We start from the raw sequence: 17,896 nt of genomic DNA on the forward strand, positions 1-17,896 counted from the left end.
CCTCGGCGCCCGCGAGGGCGCTCGAGCAGATGGGTGGATGCGATCGGGTGGATGAGGACGGTTGTTTCGGCAGCTGACCTTCTCGCGCGCGTTCGATCGGAGGGCTCCACCAACTCGGCGAGAAAGCTTCTCGCCGAGCTGATGGAGTGGCTGCAGCACTGATTCGGATGCTTGGTAGGGCTCGGATCTAGCCGCAGCTGCTTTGTCGGCCGGGTCGCTGCGAACACCGCGGCCCGGCCATCAGCTTGTCACTGTGGATCGGACGCGTTGGCCGCATCCATTCCAACTTGTGTATCTTTTTGTCCCTCGGAACTTTACCCCCGTGACGAGAATGATCGTATGCTAGCGTCCTATCATTTTTCGTATGGCCAGGTCAGAGTGGTGAATTGTTCCTCGCCGCACGGGAAGTGTGTGGCGCGGGGCGCCCCGCGGGCGGTGGGAAGGGCAGGTGACAGCGTTGCTCGCCACCACCGGATGGTTGTCGTCGCCCTGGTTTGTCAGGTGGTTGTTGGCGGTTGATAGATGGTGGTGGTTCCGGCGGTGAGTACGGTGTCGATGCGGTGCTGGACGTGCTGGTCGATATCGGGCAGGTCGGTCCGTGGGAACCACTCGACGGCGAGGGATTCCTCGTCGTGGACATGAGCGTGGCCTGCGACGGGCCGGCATCGGAACACCAATTCCAGGTAGTGGCAGCGGTCCCCGGAGGGGTACTCGATGATGGGTGAAACATCCACGAGTGCAAGCGATTCGGGCACGACAGTGAGTCCGGTCTCCTCGAAGCATTCACGCACAACCCCGTCCGCGGGCTGCTCGCCGGGATCGAGGATGCCGCCCACCAACGACCAGCGACCGTCGTCGGCGCGACGATTCAGCAGCAGTTGCTCATGCTCATCGAGCACGACCGCGGTGACAGCAGGAAGCCACAACAGGCGAGTACCGACCAGTTGACGGAGCTCGGCCAGAAAACTGGGGATCGCCATGAACCCGAAGCCTAACCGCGCTCGCTCGGGAGCGGGGGAGATTGAGCGGCAACAGATCTCGGAACAGCGCGACGAAGCGCCTCAGCCATCACAGCCCGTTGCGTCGCGCTGGCACTTCAGTTACCAGTTGCCGAAGCGGCGTGTCTGCACTGACCGGTACGAATGTTGTCGTCGTGGTGAGGAACCGCGATTGAACCTTGGTGCGTTATGCCTGATGTCTGGGCCTCGAGTGGGTCGGCGAATCGGGCAATGTAGTCATATGCTCGACGCCAGGGATCGTGGGCAAACTCAGCGCGGGTGCGGTGCCAGTGCCGAGCACAGAACTCGTCCAGATCCATGTCGATCCGCCGTCGCTGATGGTCAGCATTGGGCTCGGCGGTTCGGGAAACCTCGAGCAGTTCGGTTTCCAATGTCCAACCACAGTGGTCGAAAGCCCATGTGCCGTTGGAGGCGTACACATGGCCAGGATCGGCGGCGTCCTTCGGCCACAGGCCCATGGCCGCGAACTCGTTGGGATGCGCGTCGAGGAACGCGTACGCCAAGATGTGACAGGCGCCAGCAGCGAAGAACCACTGATCGTCCCGGTCCCAGGCCAGGTGTTGGTCGGCGCGTTCCAAAGGAGTTCGCCGGAACATCGAACACGGAACGTACACGCCCCCAGTATATTCCGCGACAGCCGGACCCAGGAAGTCATACGCTGGCCCCTGCCCGGGATGTCCGCGCGCGTGCGGTCTAGCGTGCGAATGTATGAGCGGGACGCAGGATGTCGTGGGTATCGAGTCACCGGTCGTGGCGTTGCTGATGCCCTTTCGCGAGGGTGGCGCGATCGATTTCGCGGCGCTGGGTGACTATCTGGATATGGTCGACGCGGCCGGTGTTCGGACGGTGTTGGTGAACGGCACGACGGGGGAGTTCTCCTCCCTGACTCTCGCTGAGCGACGCGGGGTGCTCGAGTTCTGCCGCGGACGCTGGCGGGGCAGGTTGATTGCGCATGTCGGGGCGCCCGCGGTGGGTGATGTGGTCGAGCTCATCGCCCATGGCAACGATCTCGCTGACGCTCTGGCGGTGATCGCCCCCTATTTCTTCGCCGCACCGACCGAGGCGGGTGTGGAGGCTTTCTTCGCTCAGGTACTCGGGAGTGCGCGAAAGCCGGTGCTGCTGTATAGCTTTCCCCGGCACACGCAGACCGTGCTGAGTCCTGAGATGGTGGCACGGCTGGCTGCTGAGTTTCCGTTGATGTGCGGGGTGAAGGATTCCGGGAAGGACCTCACGGTCAGCCAGGGGTACAAGCAGCAGACCCCGCGACTGCAGGTGTTCCTGGGCGATGACCGTGTGGGGGTGCGAGTGCGCGAGTTGAGGCTCGACGGGGTGGTGACCGGTGCCGGTGGCCCGGTCGCCGAGCTACCGGTCGCGATCGCCGCCGCGGTCCGGGCTGGTGACGGGCAGAGCGCGCAGCAGTGGCAGAGGCTGTTCGATCGCTACACCGATCACCGCAAAACCAGCGGACTCTCGGATATCGCCTTCGCCAAGGCCGCAACGGCCGCCCGCCTGCCGGGCTTTCCTGCCTATGTCCGGCCGCCCTTGGTGGCCGCGAGCGGCCACCGACACCCCGATATCACCCGGACCGTCCGTGACACTCTCGACGCCTTCCAGAGACGCTGACCTGCCGGTCTTCCCACTGTCCCTGCAACGACTTCATCGGTCACCGTGCTGAGGGAGGTCTGGTGAATGGGGACGGGTCAGTTGGCGATGACGAGGTCTACGACCGAGCAGGCGAGCTCGCGCAGGCCGCTGTCGAGTACACCGGTCCGATAGGCGTCCCAGTCCGCGAGTTTGCCTGCGTCGCGCTCGAATCCCCGATCGTGCATCCGTGTACGGATATCGGCGTGTGCGGAGTCGATCCAGATCGTGGTCACCGGTACCGGCTCGTCGAGGTCCGCGATCGCGCACAGGCGCTCACGCAAACTCGTCCCATGATTCGAGGCTTGCTGGATGGTACTCAGGAACGGCGCGTCCAGCACTACCGGGCACTTGGCCGCGACCCTCAACCCGGTGCGGATCAGCCCGGTGTAAATATGCGGTGCCACAACGGATTTGTAGACATCGCTGTCCCGATCATGGGGGTGAGTCAGCACACCCATCACCGATTCCTCGACCTCGGGTGCGAAGCGGTCCTTGTCCAGGATCACCGCGCCGCTCAGCGAGGCGAGATACCGCGCCGCAGTTGATTTGCCCGCCCCGGGGAATCCGCAGAACACGACCGCGCCAGGCTCGTCCAGCCGCTTTGCGGTCTCGCGCAGAGCGGCATCAGTAACGGGCCCGAATTGCGTAGACACGAAGACGACTGTGCCGTACGAGACTCGATTCCGCCACGACCGCATCCGAATTCGTCAATGTCGCAGGCCAACCCACGGGACAGAACATGTCGCCGCCTACGGTCGGCTGCAGGGCGGGACGGCAGATCCGCGCCGCACTGTTCTAAGTCACTGGCGCCTTCGGTACCGGTGCCGCCGGGCACGCCCTCCGGCTCCAGGGCTCATAAAACCGGGCGGGCCAGACGAATGGTGAGAGCCGGGGACCGGGACGCGACCGGAAATCCAGCTCGTATCCGCGCGAATACCAGTCAATTGCTGAAAGCTGCGGTGGTAATCGGTTCCGCGCCTCGGGCTGATGAAACCCGAATGTGTTGAACGCTATTCGAAACTCATTGGACTCGATTGTCCGGTATATCCGATGATAGCTGTGACACGATGGATCGGACGGTGAGGGCTCGTCCGATGCGGGACCCGACCAGGCACTCGGCTACCGAGAGTGGGTACCACCCGGCACTGGTCACCTCGGAGGCTTGGATGTTCCCGATGTCTGCCTGTGCTGTGGCGGAGAAGCAGTACCCGATATCGAGGTGGGAGTGCTCCGGTTCAACCTTTTCCGATCGGGCCGGAACCGTGCCGTGCTCGATATAGACGGGAGTGTGTGACACTGCAGAGATCTCGTGCGGGTCGAGTCCGGTCTCTTCGGTCAGTTCGCGGACTGCTGCGCCGATCAACGACGTGTCGTGTGGCTCGAGGTGGCCCCCTGGCTGCAACAGGATCCCGTAGGCGCGATGCTCGACCAGCAGGATCTCGTCGCCGCGGACGAGCAGTGCGCCGACGGTCACGTGCAAGGGGAAGGTTCGCCGTGAGGCGAAGTTCGTTCCCCGCTGCAGCAGACGCATCGGTTCGGACAGTTGCGCGGCGTCTTGAGGGTGGCTCGCGAGGTAGGCGGACAGCGTGTTCGAGATATCCGAGTCACTGATCGCCATGGGTCGTCTCCCGCGAGAGCCTGGTGCTGGCGATCTGCTGCACGACCCGCGGCAGCAGTAGGTGCTCGGCCTCGAGGACACGTGCGGCGAGCGTGTCGACGGTGTCGTCGGGAAGGACCGGGACTTCGAGTTGGGCGAGGATTTCGCCGGTGTCGTAGTCGCCGTCGACGAGATGGACCGTCGCGCCGCTGATCGTGTCTCCGGAGTCGAGGACAGCCCGGTGAACATGGTGCCCGAAGAATCCGGCCCCTCCGAATTTAGGAAGGCATGCGGGGTGGACGTTGAGGATTCGCGCAGTGAAGTCCGTCAGGGTGCGCGCGCCGAGCTTCTTCATGTAGCCGGCGGTGACGACCCAGTCGACCGAATGTGCCACGAGCACAGCGCGGATCGCGTCGTCGAGTTGATCGGGATCGGGGTGGGTCTTGCTCGACAGATGCTGGAAGGGAATAAGGTTCTCCCGCGCATGCGCCAGGCCGAGCGATCCGCTGTTATTGCTGATCACAACCACTATTTCGAACTCAGCGTCGGGTTCGAGCGATGCTCGGTGTAGCGCACGAAGATTCGAGCCGTTGTGCGAGACCAGGACGCCGATGCGAAGCTTGGGCACAGCAGCAAGTCTCCCACACGACCGTCTCGCCCGGTCGAAGGGCAGCGCCGGATTGCTGATGAGCCGCGGTTAGCAGTGCACGGCGCGGTCAGGAACAGCTGCCTAAGAAGGGCAGAATTGCGTTGTCGGACAGCATGTTCGCCAGATGCTTTTTGCCGGGTGAGCCGTCCTGAAGCGCCCGTCCTGCAGTGAATAGTGTTGGGCCTCACGGCAGCGCATCGCGCAACGTGGGTTCAGGGTACCGGCATCCTGTTGGCGTGAACGGTAGTACCTCTACGGTTGCTGAAGGGGTGGAAGTGTTCGCGGACATGCCTGGAAGGTCGGTGCTGGTGGTCGTGGACGTGTAGAGCGGGTTCGTTACATCGTCCTCGGCGCACGTGGTTCCGGTACGGAGTGCTGGAGCCTGTTCTAGGAGGATCTCGGCCTGGCCTCCGGTGACCTGGATGCAGCTACCTTGTGGATGACTTCGATCATGGTTCCTGCGCTGGGTGCCGCACGCACGCGGAACACCCCACCGATGCCGACCTTGATCGGCAAGTTCATGACCCTGTTCTGCCGTGCCACCACACTGGATTTGTCTCCACGCGCGCTTTCGAACCTCTCGATCCGGGACGCCGAATTGGTCGAAACCTCAGCCCCCGAAGGGAATTCGACTGTGCACGTTGGTGGTCCACGGTACGAGCGGGCCAGCGTGCTGTCTGATGAGTTAGCTGTGCCGTTGTGCTAGCGCGGTACGCGCCATCGACGCGACGCAACGTAGCGCCAATCCGGCCGCTACCAGCGGGGCCAGCGCGATCCAGGGGCGGTGGCGGTTGTAGTCGGTGAAGAATCGTAATGCGCTGCGGTGGTGATTGAGTACCTTGCGGATCGGGGCGTGCTGTGTGCTGCCGCCTTCGCGGTGGTGGATCTGCACAGCTGGGTCCAGGACGACCCGCCACCCACCACGGTGCATGTCCAGGGCGATCTTGGTTTCCTCGAAGTACATGAAGTAGCGCTCGTCGTAGCCGCCGATGGTCTCGAATGCGGTGCGGCGGAACAGCATGCAGCAGCCGCTGATCCAGTCCACATCGCTGACGGCGTCGACGGGTCGGCCGAAGTAGGCGCGGGTGGCAGGGTTGGACTTCCACACCGACCCGATCAGTCCGTGCACGATCCCCACCGCGACTCCGGGAAACCGGCGCCCGGTGGGATACGGGGTGCCGTCCAACCGTGCGATCCGCGGTCCTATCAGGCCGATCCGTTCATCGGTCGAGGCGGTCTCGACCAGCCTGGCCACCGAACCCGGTGACAGTACCGTGTCCGGGTTGGCTATCAGGATCCATTCCCCGGTCCCCTCTGCGGCGCCTTGATTGAGGGCCCGGGTCAGCCCGAGGTTGTCCTGGTTGCGGATCACGCGGGCACCGTACTGCTCGACGATGTCGGCGCTTGCGTCCCGTGACGCATTGTCCACCGCAATAACGTTGACTGTGAGCGGTTCTACCGCGGTGGCCAGAGTCGGCAGGAAACGCTCGAGGTCCTCGCCGCTGTTGAAGGTACACAGAACAAGATCGACGGTCTTGTCGTCGTAGGACATGGCGGCGAACCTATCAGCAGACCCCACCCCGCATCGGCATGTGCCGAAAGTAGGGCCGAATGACCGATTCACCATCGCCGAGGAGCAGATCCAGAGCCGCGCGTTGAGGCTGAGCCGCACCAGGTCTCACACGTCGCCGCCGACGAGGTCGTGAGAAGATCGGACACCGGGTATACGGATGTATGTGCTCGTATCGGCCGCAGCCGTGCTCGATGTAAAAGGCTGTGCAGGTGCCGGATTGAGTCGGTGTAGCGGTTGTTCTACTTGTGCGGGCTCTTTGTTCGGAGAGAAGGGAATCGAGGTTGATGCGCGAGAAGCTGGTCAAGGACAAGGTAATGGCCTATGTGGTCCGCAGCGGGAGGTTGTTGGTGTTCCGGCACACCGATTTCTCCTTCGAACAGGTCGGGATCCAGGTGCCGGCCGGTAGTGTCCGTGACGGTGAAGCGCCTGAGGATGCGGTGCTGCGTGAGGCGCGAGAAGAGACCGGGTTGTCGGAGTTCACCGTGGTGCGCAAGCTCGGGGAAGCCGACTACGACATCAGCCCGTACAGGTTCGAGATCCAGCACCGGCACTTCTTCCAACTAGCGCTCGCACAGGACACGCCTGATCGGTGGGCGAGTCAGGAAGACCACGACGGCCAGCAGGAACCGACACGGTTCGAATGCTTCTGGATCCCACTGGAAGCTGCGCACATTCTGCAATCGGGACAAGGTGCTTTACTGGGGCGCCTCTGCGACTGACCGCAGCTGCGGTCCTTGCATTGGGTCGGGTACATTCGTTCGATCGTTGTATCTGCCAGTGGCGGTGATACTTTCGGGATCGGGCACATGATCAGGCCCCGGTAGGGCGCTGGTTCTCCCGCCTTGACGCCGTGGTGCATGACGCCGAATTCTATGATGCTGCAGCGAAACTCGACTGCAGTAAGCCAGGAGCCGTCTCCCTCGAACCGGCGGATCTGCCCGCCGCCGTGTTGGAAGCGCTGGCGGTGTATGCGCGAACTCTGTGGATGCGCTCGGCTGCCGCGGTGCCGTGTGCGTGGACTATGTCGCCAGCTCGGCTGGGCCGGTGTACGCGTTGGGAGTGAACACCACGCCGGGCTTGTCTTGGGGCAGCAATTTCGCGGTCGCCGCCGAGTTCTGCGGGCTCGATCTCGCCGTCGTCGTGCATGTCGTGCTCCATGAGGCGCTATCGCGGTGAGGAGGCGGGCGTGCGCTGCGGCGAGGATAGATGCTGCCTGGTCAGGGTGCGGCTGGGTCAGCCAAACCCGCAGTCGGCGTAGGGAGTGCGGCCATAGTCGGTCCGCAGCCCAACGCGGATGACCCCGAGACCGCCCCCGACCACGCGGTTTCGATCACATCGACTTCGGCACGATGCCTTTAACCGAGCAATGGGACACCGTTGCACTCCCGGCCCGGCCCTTGGCCCATTGCCACAGGCTCGGTGACGATCCTGGCCAGCGAGCGACCATGTCATCCACGACGTCGTGGCTGTTGTCGAACAGAACAGGAACGCGCCCAGGGTATTTCGATCGGTGGTGATCGCATCTAGTTTGTCGGACCTCGTGTGTACAGTCCTGCGCTGTACGTATCGCTGCAGGTCGGGAGGGTATCTTATGGCGTCGGATCTGTGGGCGCACAGCATGAATTCGGCGGGCACGCGAGATCGCCTCAGCGACCATCTGGAGGGAACCGCCAGGCGCGCTGGTGATTTCGCCGAGGTATTCGGAGGACGCGAGGTCGCCGAGTATTTCGGTCGTGTCCACGACGTGGGCAAGGGCCGGTGTGCGTGGCAGGATGGTCTGGATCGCGCGGACAAGTGCGGCGGTCGGGTGGTTGATCAGCATGGCAAGAGCATCGATCACAAACTTGCTGGAACGTGGTTGGCTGCCCGTCACGCGGGTTTGGGCTATTTCGCGATGGCGGTGCTGGGCCACCACGGCGGTCTGGGGGACCGGCAATCGCTCAAACAGGCCATCGCTCGTGCCGAGGGGACGGCGCGGGATGCGGTGCAGGAGGCGATATCTCGGGTCGCGGCACTGGTTCCGGCGATCATGCCGCGGCAGTCACCAGCGGTGCCGGATCGAATACTGCACGCGTTGGATCCGTGTGTCGGAGAACTGTGGCTTCGGATGGTTTTCAGCGCCCTGGTGGATGCCGACTTCCTTGACACCGCACAGCATTTCACGGGCGTTCCGCGTGTGACGCCGCCGTCGTTGTCCGGTATGGCGGAGGTGTTCGAGGCCAACCGTCGAACGTTGCTGGCCGACGCCGGTGTGGCGGGGGCGAAGGTCAACGTGATCCGAGAGCAGGTCTATCGGCAGGCGGTGGCCGCTGCCTCGGCGCGGCGGGGGATTTTCCCGTTTCCGGCGCCGACCGGTGTCGGAAAGACCATCGCGGCAGGAGGTTTCGCTGTTCATCACGCGGCTCGGCACAATCTGAGCAGGGTGATCATCGCGGTGCCGTTCTTGTCGATCACCGAACAGAACGCCGCAGTGTATCGGGGGTTGTTCGGAGCCGAGAACGTGCTCGAGCATCACAGCGGGGTGGACCTGGATGATCTGCCCGCCGAACACCGTTGGCAGCGGCTCGCGGCCGAGAACTGGGATGCACCGGTGGTGGTGACAACGACCGTGCGGTTGTTCGAGTCGCTGTTCAGCCGCAAACCCGCGGCGATGCGCAAACTACACCGGCTGGCGGGGGCGGTGATCGTCCTGGACGAAGTCCAGTCTCTGCCGGACGAGCTGCTGGTTCCGATCTTGTCAGCGCTGCGGCACCTGAGCGAGCACTTCGGTACGAGTGTGTTGCTGGCCTCGGCGACACAACCGGAATTCTTCAGCCTCAAAGTTTTTCAGGATCTGAAACCACGGCCGGTGATCACCGAGCCACAGCCGCTGTACGACAGCCTGCGCCGGGTGCGATTCGAGTGGCGGTGTGACCCTAAGCCCACGTTCGAACGGATCGCTCACGAGGTGGCCGCCGCTCACCAGGTGCTGCTGGTGGTCAACACCACCCGCGATGCTGGTGTGCTGCACACGGCGATCGAGCATGGACGCCGCTGTGGCGGGCCGGTGTTCCATCTGTCCACTCGGATGGCCGGTGCACATCGCCGGGACACACTCGAACGGATCCGCCGACTGCTCGCGGACGAGCTGCCGGTGGCGGTGGTCAGCACCCAGCTCGTCGAGGCAGGCGTGGATGTGGACTTCCCGCTGGTGTATCGCGCGTTCGCCCCGGCGGAGGCGCTGCTGCAGGCGGCGGGCCGCTGTAACCGCAACGGGCTCTTGGACGAAGGCGTGGTGGTGGTGTTCGATCCCGCCGACGGCAGCGTGCGGGGCACAAGAATGGTCTACGGGGCTGCCCTGGATGCGACGCGATCGTATTTCGGGCCCGGCCGGGACCCGGATCGGCTGGATCTGCTCACCGCCTACTACAACACCCGCTACGCGGTGAAGAACATCGACAACGCCAGCCTCGGCACCAGAATCCAGAAGCTTCGCGCGGACTTCGACTTCATCAAGGTCGCCGAGCTGTTCACCATGATCGAGGAAGGCACCGTCCCGGTGCTTGTCCCCTACGGGGACGAGGTGGAACGCGAAGACCTGCGGTCACAGTTGGTGGGACCGGATCCTGTTGAGCCATGGGTCTTTCGACGACTACAGCCCTATCTTGCGGCGTTGCCCAAACAGCTGGCAGCCCGCGCGGTCACCGACGGATATGCGCGTGTACTGCTCGGCGACCCAGCCACACCCCACCAGGCCCGCATGTATGAGTTGATCAGCGGTTACCACGACCAGCGGGGCATCGAATTGAAGGATCTCGAGCCGAAGGAGTACGTATTGTGAACGACCATCCCCGCTACCGGAATCCGCCGCTGGTGGTGGAGGTTGCCGGTGAATTCGCCTGCTTCACACGGCCCGAGGCGAAAGCCGAACGGGTCAGCTACGAGGTCATGACGCCCTCCGCGGCGCGGGGTGTGCTCCATGCGATCTTCTGGAAGCCCGAGTTCGAGTACGTCATCACGAAAATCGAGGTCCTCAAACCCATCTCGTGGTTCTCGATCCGCCGTAACGAAGTCAAAACGATGTTGTCGCAGGACTGGGTGCGCCGGGCAGCGGCCGACACCACGGTGCGCTACGACGTGGAGACCGACCGCGACCAACGCAATGCCGTGTGCCTGCGAGAGGTGTCCTACCGGATCTACGCCCAAGTACAGCTTCAGGCGCACGCGACCACGAGTGAATCGGGGTACCGCGAGCAGTTCCGGCGGCGCGTCAACAAGGGGGCGTGTTTCAGTCAGCCGTTCCTGGGCACCAGGGAATTCTCGGCCAGTTTCGGAAACCCCACGGCGGCAAAGCCGATCGCACTGAGCAAGCAACTCGGGATCATGTTGCACGACATCCACTACGACGAATCCGGCGAGTCCTACAGCTGGTTCTCCGCTGCCCTCGACCACGGTGTGCTGCAGGTGCCGCGCTACGGGCTGCAACTGCCGTCGTCGCGTTCGGCGGCCGGACGCGGGTGATCGGGTGCTGATCGAACAACTCGTCCGCGCCCATACCGACGACGGCACTGTGCGCTACCACCGGTCCCGGGCTGTGCGCTGGGCAGTGCACCTGACCCGGGACGGAAACGCTCAACTGATCGACCGGGCCGACAGCGATCACAAGAGCGGACCTCCGATGAGCACTCCGTACGTCGTGCGGGCCAGTGGTGATACTCCGACATTGCTGGTCGACACCATGGAATACGTTCTGGGCATCGCGGAGAACGACACCGCCGCCGCGCAGACGCGCGCGGACAAGCGGCACGCGAACTACCTTGCGCTGCTACAGGAATGGAACGCGGCAAGCGGTGATCCGATCGCGGCTACCGTGATCGAACTCTTCTCGGCGCAGGTTCGCATTGAACTCGCTGCGCAGGCGCGCATTCGTGAAGCCGCGTCGTCGGATCTGGTGTGCCTGGTCATCGATGCGGAGCTGGTTCATATGTGCGGGTCGGCCGTCGAGTTCTGGGCGCAGGTGGCGCGGACGCGGAAGGGCTCGGGTGTGACCGGTGTGTGTCTGTCGTGCGGGGAAGTCGGGCCGTTGCTGAAGTCGGTGCCCGACATGGTCAAAGGACACCTCATCCCCGTCGGCATCGACGCCAAAGGCCAGCCCAAACGCGGCCGGGACGCAGCACTGGTATCGATCAACACCTCCGCGCAGGGCCGATCGGGACGAAAGCAGCTGGTCAACACCCCGTTGTGCGAGGACTGCGGTGGCCGCGCGATATCCGCACTCAACACGATGCTCGCCGACCAGAACCATCGCCGCCGCGGTGATGACACCGTATTCGTCTGGTGGCTGCGTACTCGGGCGGCATTCAATCCGCTGATTATCGACGACCCTGATCCGAACGACGTCACCACGCTGCTGAACGAGATCAACACCATCGACTCCTCCGGGGCGTTCGAGGACAACGAGTTCTACGGATTGCTGCTGTCGGCCAACCAGAGTCGCGTCATCGTCCGCGACTGGATCGATGTCCCGCTCACCCGGATCAAGGCTCGCCTCGCCGAGTGGTTCACCGACCACGAGTCCACCCAGCTATGGGACGACGGGGTCCACGCTGTCGCGCTGTGGCGGATGGTGCAAGCCAGCGGCCGGTGGGACCGCGGGAGTGAGAAATACGTTGCAGGAAGCGCTGTCCGAGGTCTGGAACGTGATCTGTTGCGGTGCGCACTGCACGGCAGCGCGCCGCCGCCGAGCCTGGTCCCGCAGTTGCTTCATCGCATCCGTAACGACCACCGCATCGATGCCCCCCGCGTCGCCATGCTCCGGCTGGCCCTCACCAGACCCCCGTACAAGGAGACAGTCATGCCCGGCCTCGATGACACGGCCACCGATCCCGGCTACGTGTGGGGCCGGATGTTCGCCGTCCTGGAAGCGATCCAGCGCAAAGCCATCCCCGACATCAACACCACCATCCGCGACAAATACCTGGCGCTGGCCATGAGCCGACCCGAAGCAACGATGCGCACGCTGCGGCTCGGTGCCAACGGCCACCTCAAGAAACTCCGCGGCACCGAAGCCACCCGGGGCGCTGGCTATGCCCTCGACGCGAAGCTGGCCGTGCTCAGCGAACACCTCCAGACTCTCCCGGCACTCCTGGACGGTCACGGTCAGATCCGATTCATCCTGGGATACGACCACCAGCGCGCTGCGGACATGGCCGCCGCCCGCGCCGCCAAGGCCGCCAAATAATCCGCTGCAACACCCCGTGAAACACCCCGTAGGACAAGGAGCATCCCGGAACATGAGCACCGGACCGCATGTGGACCCTGCCCGTAAACACGACTTCGTGTTCTTGTACGACGTCACCGACGGCAACCCCAACGGAGACCCCGACGCCGCGGGGACACCACGCACCGACCCCGAAACTATGCAGGGTCTGGTCACCGACGTGGCCATCAAACGCAAAATCCGGAACATGGTGACGCTCTTCGGAGAAGGAAAGCCCAAGCCCGGCAACGACATTTATGTCGAAGCCGGCGTATCGCTCAACTCTCAGCACGAACGTGCTTACGAGGCACTGGGCCTGCCCGACGGCAAAGACTCCGAGGCGATCGCGCAACAATGGATGTGCCAAACCTTCTTCGACGTCCGCATGTTCGGCGCGGTCATGTCCACCGGGAAAAAGCCCGCAGGACGAGTGCAAGGCCCTGTGCAACTCACCTTCTCGCGCAGCATCGACCCCGTCCTCCCACACGAACACGGAATCACCCGCGCCACCCGCACCAGAGAAGAAGACTCGAAAAAGACTGACATGGGCAGCAAACACACAGTGCCGTACGGCCTCTACCGAGGTATCGGACATTTCAGCGCCCCCCTGGCCAAACGCACCGGTGTCACCTCCGAAGACCTGGCGATGTTGTGGCGGAGTATGGAATGGATGTTCGAGCACGACCATTCCTCCTCGCGTGCGGAGATGGCACTGCGCGGCCTGTATGTGTTCACCCACTCCGATGCCTTCGGCACCGCACCGGCCCACGTACTCACCGATGCCGTCAAGATCGAGCGCGCGGTCGACTCCGGCAATACGATCGCGCCACCAATTCGCTCGTTCACCGACTACCGCGTCACTATCGATGAAACCGAGATCCCCAACGGGATCACCCTCACCAAAATTGTTGGATGAGAACCGGCCTCGACGCGGTAACGGCCAGATGAGCCGCACTCTGGACACCGATGAACGCTGGAATGTGCCGATTTCAGCGCTCGAGCATTACGCGTACTGCCCTCGCCAAGCGATCTTGATTTGGCAGGAAGCGTATTTCGAGTCGAACATCGACACCGTGCGCGGTGACCTCGCTCATGCCGCCGTCGACCGAGGCGGAAAGCTCACAGGGCGGGCAGGTGCGACCATCTGGCGGTCTCTCCCCGTCCTTCACTGTGAACTCGGCATGCACGGGATCTGCGACACTGTCCACTGGACTGCAGCAGGCCCGATCCCCGTCGAGCACAAATCCGGAACCTACAGATCCGGGGGCGCGGCGGACCTGCAGGTCGCCGCCCAAGTGATGTGTCTACGTGAGATGTTCGACAAAGACATTCCCTACGGCGAGGTGTTCGCTGGGCGATCCCGACGCCACTACCGGGTCGACGTCGATGACGCATTGACCTGCACAGTCCGCGATGCTGTCGAAAACCTGCGACAAGCCATCGCCGCCGCTGCACTACCGCCAGCTGTCAACGACAGCCGCTGCAACCGGTGCTCTTTGCGCCCGGGATGCCTTCCCGAAAGCACCCACCATCGACCCGTCGACCTGTTCCTCCCGCGCCGCCTCGGAGACTGGAATGACTGAGCTGCTCAAAACCCTATACGTGACTACACCCGGTACCAGCCTGCACCTCGATGGCGACGCGATGCGCGTATACCACCCGGACAAGTCGGGCCGCCATCTGTTGCCACTGTTCCGTATCAACGACATCGTCGCGTTCAACGGCGTCACGCTCACCGACGCTCTGCTGCACCGATGTGCAGCAGACGGCCGGACCGTGACCTGGGTGACCCGCAACGGCAAATTCCTCGCCCGCGTCGCCGGACCGCTGCACGGCAACCCCCACCTGCGGCTCCAGCAGGTCCGCGCCCACGACGATCCCGACCGCAGGCTGACACTGGCCAAGTCCATGGTCGCCGGCAAACTCCACAACTACCGGCAACTACTCCTGCGCGCCGCTCGCGACCTGACCGGTACCCGTCAAACCAACCTCCGAGATACCGCCAACCGCCACGCCACCGCACTCACCGCCCTCGGCGCCGCCGAACACCTCAACGAAGTCCTCGGCATCGAAGGCCGCGCCGCACGAGATTATTTCCAATGCTTTCCGTCGATCGCACCGTCAACGCAACCCGGCCGCCGCAAGCGACCACCAACCGATATTGCGAACTGCCTGTTGTCGTTCGGCTACGGCATGCTTCGGGCATCGGTCCACGGCGCACTCGAACAGGTCGGACTAGACCCCTACATCGGGTATCTGCACGGTATCCGTCCTGCGAAACCTGCACTGGCCCTGGACCTCATGGAGGTATTCCGCCCGCTGCTGGTTGATCGACTAGTGCTCACACTGATCAACAGAGATCAAATCGTCAAGTCTTATACCCAGACACTCCCCGGCGGGGAAGTGCAACTCACCGACACAGGTCGTCGATCCTTCCTTGAGCAATGGTCTGTAGCGCGAGAACGAGAATGGCTACACGCATATCTCGACCGCCACGTGCCCGCCGGGCTGCTGCCGCTCATTCAAGCCCGGCTGCTCGCACGGCACTTGCGGGGCGACACCGATAGATACATTCCCTGGATGGTTAGCTGATGGAGTTGCTCGTTACCTATGACATCGAATCCGTCAGCCCGGAAGGAGCGGCCCGGCTTCGCCGCGTCGCGAAGATCTGCGAAGGTCATGGGTACCGGGTCCAGAAGTCGGTATTCGAGATCACCTGCACCACGCCTGACCGGCTGCGCTTGGAAGCGGCTCTAGCCCAAGCCATCAAACCTGGTACTGACAGCGTCAGAATCTACCCACTCGACGGTGGAACACTAAGAGCAGCACGCCATCTGGGCAGAGCTGTAGATCCACCACACGATGCGCCGCTCATCCTGTGACCCGTTCTCCCGTAGGTCTTTTCTACGGACCCCGCAACGAGGCATGCAGAAGCAGGGCCCAGTGGCCAGAACAAGTTCGGAACCCCAAATGCGATCATCAACCCGGACAGGTCCCGAAGTCGCATCCAGGACGGAATGCCCCGCAGAGCCGTCAAGGCAATCGAAAACCAACAACAGCCTGCCAAACTTGCTGGTCATCCAGCGCAGCGTCGGTCCTTGAGGACCGACGAGAATCGCAACGATTTCGGGCCGGGCAAGGCGCGGGGGGACTGGAAGCAGCGTCGGTCCTTGAGGACCGACGAGAATCGCAACGCGCGCATCCGCGCCTGCGTGCCATGCAACTGGCGGCAGCGTCGGTCCTTGAGGACCGACGAGAATCGCAACACCCGGTCCTGCTCGTGGCCGGTCAGATCGCCCAGCAGCGTCGGTCCTTGAGGACCGACGAGAATCGCAACCCCTTCTCGTCCTCCCAATTGCGCTGCGTCAGAGGCAGCGTCGGTCCTCGAGGACCGACGAGAATCGCAACACGTGCAGGGAGCCGGGATGCCTGTCGCGGTGGCAGCAGCGTCGGTTCTCAAGGACCGACGAGAATCGCAACGGTTTCGGGGATCAGCTGTCGGCACATCGGGAAGTCGCAGCGTCGGTTCTCAAGGACCGACGAGAATCGCAACTTCTGGTCAGTTGTGGTGGTGTCAGGTTGAGCCAGCAGCGTCAGTTCTCAAGGACCGACGAGAATCGCAACCATCTCGAGGCACGCGTCGCGGGCCCGGTCCAGCAGGCAGCGTCGGTTCTCAAGGACCGACGAGAATCGCAACACCACCCAGCACGACGACCTCGACATCGCGGTCGCAGCGTCGGTTCTCAAGGACCGACGAGAATCGCAACAACCTCGGTGGGCCGATGCGTGCGTCGATGATGGCGCAGCGTCGGTTCTCAAGGACCGACGAGAATCGCAACACGGTCTTGCCGACGCCACCCTTCTGGTTGGCCACAGCAGCGTCGGTCCTCAAGGACCGACGAGAATCGCAACCGCTACCGCCTGGCGGCGCTGCCCGATGGGCACGCGCAGCGTCGGTCCTCAAGGACCGACGAGAATCGCAACAGCCGCGCTGGCTCGGGAACGTACGTGAAGGAACGGCAGCGTCGGTCCTCAAGGACCGACGAGAATCGCAACCAGCTCGGCGGCCGCCGCCTCGTCCAGGGCTTCGGCAGCGTCGGTCCTCAAGGACCGACGAGAATCGCAACATCGCGTCGGTGCAGGAGCGGATCGACGCACTCGACGGCAGCGTCGGTCTTCGAGGACCGACGAGAATCGCAACGATATCGACGCGATCATTGCGGATGCTTTGGAGGCAGCGTCGGTCTTCGAGGACCGACGAGAATCGCAACGATCGCTGGCGGGCAGAACGCACCGGACCCCGCGGGCAGCGGCGGTCCTCAAGGACCGACGAGAATCGCAACGGATTGGCGGGCAGGCCGATCCCGATCTGCGGGTGGCAGCGTCGGTCCTCGGGGACCGGTGAGAATCGCAACACCGCATACGTGCGGCTGGAGAGCCTGGAAAAGTTCGAAAGCCTATTGCGCGCTGTACCCCATCACCAAAACATGCTGGGGTAGAACATATCTCAGCGCCCGATGCGCGGGGCCGGTCAGTGAGTCGCGACGGCCTGTTGTTGTGTCGTTCGAGGCGGCTGTGGTCCGGGGAGCGGTCAATGGAAGGGAGGGCCATGGTCGGCGAATTCGATGCCTACCAGTGAACGCCGTGGGTCGTGTATCGCGCATTGGTCGGCGGGAAGTGCTGGTGCGCATAGACGTTGACCATGACGTTGGTCGGTTTGTTCGGTGCCGGTATCGTACGAAGACGGCGTCATCGGCAGAGCCCCAGGACCGTGAGTGCGGATCATCTTCTCGACGGGGGTCGTTCGTGGCATCGCTTGTGGCGTGTCGAGTACGGGAGGGCGGGATGGGCGTGAGTGGGGAACTGCGGGTCGATCCGGATCGGTTGCGGGAGGCGTCCCGGTTCGTCTCCGATCAGGCTGTGGCGATGCGGTCCCGGCTGAAGCAGTTGGACGAGACGATCGGTAAGCGACTGCTGGCCGAGGGCTGGGATGGTAAGGCCGCCTCGGCGTATGAGGGGTCGTGGATCGAGTGGAAGCGTGGCGCGGACACGATCCTTGCTGCTCTTGATGATTCGTCGACGGCATTGGCTGATGCGGCGAATGGTTATGTGGCCCAGGATGATTCCTTCCGTGACAGTATCGCGGGCTCCAGCCTGGATCTGCCAGGGTTGTAGT

18 protein-coding genes are annotated in these 17,896 nt (G+C 63.5%); 11 read left to right on the forward strand and 7 right to left on the reverse strand.

Annotation, left to right across the window (positions count from 1 at the left end):
- Positions 1 to 497 precede the first annotated feature (497 nt).
- Together NM2_RS07570 and NM2_RS07575 are read right to left on the reverse strand one after the other, a co-directional pair.
- Entirely contained in the window at positions 498 to 980 is a 483-nt protein-coding gene (locus NM2_RS07570; RefSeq protein WP_067665853.1) for an NUDIX hydrolase, read from the reverse strand.
- A gap of 116 nt (positions 981 to 1,096) precedes the next feature.
- The gene (locus tag NM2_RS07575) at positions 1,097 to 1,633 is read right to left on the reverse strand and encodes a hypothetical protein (protein WP_157120951.1); all 537 of its coding nucleotides are present in this window, start codon (positions 1,631 to 1,633) and stop codon (positions 1,097 to 1,099) included.
- 94 nt (positions 1,634 to 1,727) lie between these two features.
- Between NM2_RS07575 and NM2_RS07580 the strand changes: the two genes are divergently transcribed.
- Positions 1,728 to 2,642: a dihydrodipicolinate synthase family protein gene (locus NM2_RS07580; RefSeq protein ID WP_067665859.1), complete on the forward strand. Its 915-nt coding sequence runs from the start codon at positions 1,728 to 1,730 to the stop codon at positions 2,640 to 2,642.
- Between the two features lie 77 nt (positions 2,643 to 2,719).
- On the opposite strand, the gene NM2_RS07585 is transcribed toward NM2_RS07580, so the two are convergent.
- The 4 genes from NM2_RS07585 to NM2_RS07600 all read right to left on the reverse strand — a co-directional run bounded on the left by NM2_RS07585 (position 2,720) and on the right by NM2_RS07600 (position 6,461).
- Positions 2,720 to 3,316, reverse strand: coding sequence for a P-loop nucleotide/nucleoside kinase family protein (locus NM2_RS07585; protein WP_169816126.1), 597 nt, complete (start codon positions 3,314 to 3,316; stop codon positions 2,720 to 2,722).
- A gap of 368 nt (positions 3,317 to 3,684) precedes the next feature.
- Positions 3,685 to 4,281, reverse strand: a complete 597-nt coding sequence (locus tag NM2_RS07590) for an NUDIX hydrolase (protein ID WP_067665871.1) — start codon at positions 4,279 to 4,281, stop codon at positions 3,685 to 3,687.
- Positions 4,268 to 4,888, reverse strand: a complete 621-nt coding sequence (gene purN, locus NM2_RS07595) for a phosphoribosylglycinamide formyltransferase (RefSeq protein WP_067665874.1) — start codon at positions 4,886 to 4,888, stop codon at positions 4,268 to 4,270. The genes NM2_RS07590 and purN overlap by 14 nt, the downstream gene beginning before the upstream one ends.
- A 706-nt stretch (positions 4,889 to 5,594) precedes the next feature.
- Positions 5,595 to 6,461: a glycosyltransferase family 2 protein gene (locus tag NM2_RS07600; RefSeq protein WP_067665877.1), complete on the reverse strand. Its 867-nt coding sequence runs from the start codon at positions 6,459 to 6,461 to the stop codon at positions 5,595 to 5,597.
- A 305-nt stretch (positions 6,462 to 6,766) separates the two neighbouring features.
- Here NM2_RS07600 and NM2_RS07605 point away from each other — a divergent pair, with 305 nt between their 5' ends.
- The 9 genes from NM2_RS07605 to cas2 all read left to right on the forward strand — a co-directional run bounded on the left by NM2_RS07605 (position 6,767) and on the right by cas2 (position 15,602).
- Complete coding sequence (locus NM2_RS07605) at positions 6,767 to 7,201, forward strand: NUDIX hydrolase (protein ID WP_067665880.1); 435 nt, start codon at positions 6,767 to 6,769, stop codon at positions 7,199 to 7,201.
- Between the two features lie 262 nt (positions 7,202 to 7,463).
- Positions 7,464 to 7,658: a hypothetical protein gene (locus tag NM2_RS48800; protein ID WP_157120952.1), complete on the forward strand. Its 195-nt coding sequence runs from the start codon at positions 7,464 to 7,466 to the stop codon at positions 7,656 to 7,658.
- A gap of 442 nt (positions 7,659 to 8,100) precedes the next feature.
- A complete protein-coding gene (locus NM2_RS07610; protein ID WP_084530599.1) occupies positions 8,101 to 10,302 on the forward strand; it encodes a CRISPR-associated helicase/endonuclease Cas3 in 2,202 nt (733 codons plus the stop codon).
- Positions 10,299 to 10,982, forward strand: coding sequence for a type I-C CRISPR-associated protein Cas5c (gene cas5c / locus NM2_RS07615; protein WP_218025869.1), 684 nt, complete (start codon positions 10,299 to 10,301; stop codon positions 10,980 to 10,982). The genes NM2_RS07610 and cas5c overlap by 4 nt, the downstream gene beginning before the upstream one ends.
- Before the next feature lie 4 nt (positions 10,983 to 10,986).
- Positions 10,987 to 12,702 carry a type I-C CRISPR-associated protein Cas8c/Csd1 gene (gene cas8c, locus NM2_RS07620; protein ID WP_067665886.1) on the forward strand — a complete coding sequence of 572 codons (1,716 nt, stop codon included), beginning with the start codon at positions 10,987 to 10,989 and terminating at the stop codon, positions 12,700 to 12,702.
- 52 nt (positions 12,703 to 12,754) lie between these two features.
- The gene (cas7c, locus tag NM2_RS07625) at positions 12,755 to 13,636 is read left to right on the forward strand and encodes a type I-C CRISPR-associated protein Cas7/Csd2 (RefSeq protein WP_067665889.1); all 882 of its coding nucleotides are present in this window, start codon (positions 12,755 to 12,757) and stop codon (positions 13,634 to 13,636) included.
- A 28-nt stretch (positions 13,637 to 13,664) separates the two neighbouring features.
- The gene (cas4, locus tag NM2_RS07630; RefSeq protein WP_067665892.1) at positions 13,665 to 14,303 is read left to right on the forward strand and encodes a CRISPR-associated protein Cas4; all 639 of its coding nucleotides are present in this window, start codon (positions 13,665 to 13,667) and stop codon (positions 14,301 to 14,303) included.
- Entirely contained in the window at positions 14,296 to 15,312 is a 1,017-nt protein-coding gene (cas1c, locus tag NM2_RS07635; protein WP_067665895.1) for a type I-C CRISPR-associated endonuclease Cas1c, read from the forward strand. Before cas4 ends, cas1c begins: the two co-directional genes overlap by 8 nt.
- Positions 15,312 to 15,602, forward strand: coding sequence for a CRISPR-associated endonuclease Cas2 (cas2, locus tag NM2_RS47270; RefSeq protein WP_084530570.1), 291 nt, complete (start codon positions 15,312 to 15,314; stop codon positions 15,600 to 15,602). The genes cas1c and cas2 overlap by 1 nt, the downstream gene beginning before the upstream one ends.
- Before the next feature lie 791 nt (positions 15,603 to 16,393).
- Here the strand turns inward: cas2 and NM2_RS53365 are convergent.
- Entirely contained in the window at positions 16,394 to 16,594 is a 201-nt protein-coding gene (locus tag NM2_RS53365) for a hypothetical protein (protein WP_439956848.1), read from the reverse strand.
- Between the two features lie 971 nt (positions 16,595 to 17,565).
- On the opposite strand from NM2_RS53365, the gene NM2_RS07640 reads away from it, so the two are divergent.
- Entirely contained in the window at positions 17,566 to 17,895 is a 330-nt protein-coding gene (locus NM2_RS07640) for a WXG100 family type VII secretion target (protein ID WP_245717885.1), read from the forward strand.
- Position 17,896 lies beyond the last annotated feature (1 nt).

Source organism: Nocardia miyunensis NBRC 108239, assembly GCF_001613065.1.
GTDB classification, from domain to species: Bacteria; Actinomycetota; Actinomycetes; order Mycobacteriales; family Mycobacteriaceae; genus Nocardia; species Nocardia miyunensis.